The following is a 2,357-nucleotide window of genomic DNA, read 5'->3' on the forward strand; positions in this document are numbered from 1 at the left end:
ATTGACCGCCTGTGGGAAGGGCTGACGTCCTTCCGCTACTCGCTGTTCCGGCTGGAAACGCTGCAACAGTACTCCGGAAGCAGCGAGGACGAGGCCCTCATGGAGTGGCGGCGCACCGGCACCGTGCCGCTCACGGAGGAGTTGCGTCAGTGGTGCGAACGCATCCAACGGCGAGTTAACGACGGTCGTCGCGTGCAGCGCGTGCATGTTGTACGAGAGCCGTTGAGCGACTACATGCGCTTCGAGCTGGCTTCCTACGAGCCCAATGTCAACGCGGGCGAGGACGTCCGCATTATTCCGACCAGCGCGGGAACCTGGCCCACCGACGTGCCGCCCGGCAGCGACTTCTGGCTCATCGATGGGCGGCAGCTGTGGTCCATGCAGTACGCGGGGGACGGCGAATGGCTCGGTGCTGAGCAGGTCACCGATGCGCAGCAGATTGTCGATGCCTGCGCTATCCGTGACGCAGCGTTGGCACAGTCCGTGTCCTGGCGTGACTACTGGCAGCGGTGACAGGCACAAGGTAGGGGACATGGCGCCGACTTCGATCAATCCGCGCCCAGGTCACGAGCGGCAAGACCATCGGTACGGTAGCGGCATGTCCAGGGTTCTCGTGGTCGCCGCAGGCGGTGGCGGCGACGCCATCACTGCCTCGGCGTTGGTGGCCGCGTCGCCGGAGGACGATGGGGTCGCCGTGATGTCGTACTCGTGGGATCGGCTGATGATCGATCCGACACCGGGGCCACGCACCCGGCACGACTTCACCGGCCTGACGGAGCTCGCCTCAGGTGTGATGCAGGTCCGTCCCGCGAGCCAGCTCACTACTCCCGGTATCTCCACACTCGTACAGCTCGCGGAAGACCTACCGCTCCCACTTCTGCTGCTCGACCCCGTGGACGGTGCTACCGGGATCGGGGAGCAAGTCCACGCCGCCGCCGAATATTTCGACTGCGACAGCCTCATGCTGGTGGACGTCGGGGGCGATGCGCTGGCCCGGGGAGACGAGCCAGGACTGCGTAGTCCGATCGCGGACTTTCTCGCGCTGGCCGCGTGCGCGCGGACCGGTCTGCCGGTGCAGTTGCTCATAACCGGACTCGGCCTGGACGGTGAACTGGAGACGAGCGAGATGAACAGCCGTCTCGACGAACTGTCGGGCACCGAAGTGGCCAAGCTCGATGGCGACGCTGTAGCGGAGATTCTCCACCTGTTCGAATGGCACCCCAGCGAAGCCAATGGGCTGCTTGCCGCTGCCGCCTCCGGCACGCGTGGAGTGGTGGAAACGCGTGACGGCAGCGGAACCATCACGGTGACGTCCGCGAGCACACGGGTCCATCGCGTCGATGCCGCGAAGGCCATCGCCTCCTCTCCAGCCTCGCGTCTACTCGACACCACAAGCCTCGACGATGTAGAAGACGCGATTCGTGAGCTGCGTGGCACAAGTGAGATCGACTATGAGCGCGACAAGGCCCGTCGCCTGGCCACCGGGAACGCAGAAGCTCCTACGGTCGAATCGTTGCGTGCGATCGACGACTACGTCAGCGAAGCCGCAAATCGAGGCATCGATTACCTGACGATCAGGCGGGCCGCCGAGTTGGTCAATGCCATGAACACGAGGACATTGCAACAGCTGCGCCAGCTTCTGCGCGAGGAGCGAGCCGGCCAGTATGTACCCCCGCTCTATCGCACCGGCTCGGAATGACGGCACGCCGGAGTCACGGTGCGGCGTTCGGCGTGGAGGTAGGTGGTCGAACGAGGACGGCGTCGCGACAGCCTTCGCCGATCGAGGATTGGATACCGCACCCGTGAATGGCAGCCCCACGCACTCCGTCAGCGTCGCCGGTGTTGATCTCGTACAGACCGAATCGGCTGGGGGCTGAACCGGGTACGACAACAGGCTCGCCAACAGCCCCGTCGGCCAGAACGATCAGTTCGTGCTTCAGATGAGCGAACGCATCACCAGTACGATCAGCAGGCTCGAACTCGGCCAGACGGCGTTCATCCAGCGCCAGCGCGGTAGCCTGCTCGGCCTCATACCGCGTGTGACGCTCATCGGTCCTTCGTGGCAAGCGCCGCTCGGCGTATCGCACCAGGACCAGATCGGCTGTTCAGCAGCCAGCTCCTGTACTTGCGTTGCTCGAACATGTGTTCTATTATGGGTGGTGATGGTTGTTTCTGGGGATGTCGCTCTTCCTGCTGCCGGTACCGAGTGGTGGCGGGCGTCTCGGGAGGAGTTGGTGGAGTCGCTGCAGTCCTTGGAGGTGGTGCAGCGGCAGGCGGCGGCGATTCAGGGGGAGATTCTGGCGGAGGTGGCCTCGCGGGGGGTGATGGCCGAGTTCGGGCACGGCACGTTGGCGGTG

General features: G+C 64.8%; 3 protein-coding genes and 1 pseudogene. 3 read left to right on the plus strand and 1 reads right to left on the minus strand.

The window, feature by feature from the left end; genetic code table 11:
* Together CHB84_RS23135 and CHB84_RS22075 are read left to right on the plus strand one after the other, a co-directional pair.
* A partial coding sequence (locus CHB84_RS23135; RefSeq protein WP_176440100.1) for a DUF6879 family protein occupies window positions 1-513 on the plus strand: 513 nt, incomplete at its 5' end.
* 19 nt (window positions 514-532) lie between these two features.
* Window positions 533-1,699, plus strand: a complete 1,167-nt coding sequence (locus CHB84_RS22075) for a DUF1152 domain-containing protein (protein ID WP_176440101.1) — start codon at window positions 533-535, stop codon at window positions 1,697-1,699.
* A 13-nt stretch (window positions 1,700-1,712) separates the two neighbouring features.
* Here CHB84_RS22075 and CHB84_RS23140 read toward each other — a convergent pair whose 3' ends face one another.
* Window positions 1,713-2,087 carry a hypothetical protein gene (locus CHB84_RS23140; RefSeq protein WP_089303565.1) on the minus strand — a complete coding sequence of 125 codons (375 nt, stop codon included), beginning with the start codon at window positions 2,085-2,087 and terminating at the stop codon, window positions 1,713-1,715.
* 75 nt (window positions 2,088-2,162) lie between these two features.
* Between CHB84_RS23140 and CHB84_RS23145 the strand changes: the two are divergent.
* A pseudogene (locus CHB84_RS23145) lies at window positions 2,163-2,357 on the plus strand (HNH endonuclease signature motif containing protein); the annotation flags it as partial.

It is taken from the genome of Haloechinothrix alba, from assembly GCF_900188115.1.
Classification (GTDB): Bacteria; Actinomycetota; Actinomycetes; order Mycobacteriales; family Pseudonocardiaceae; genus Haloechinothrix; species Haloechinothrix alba.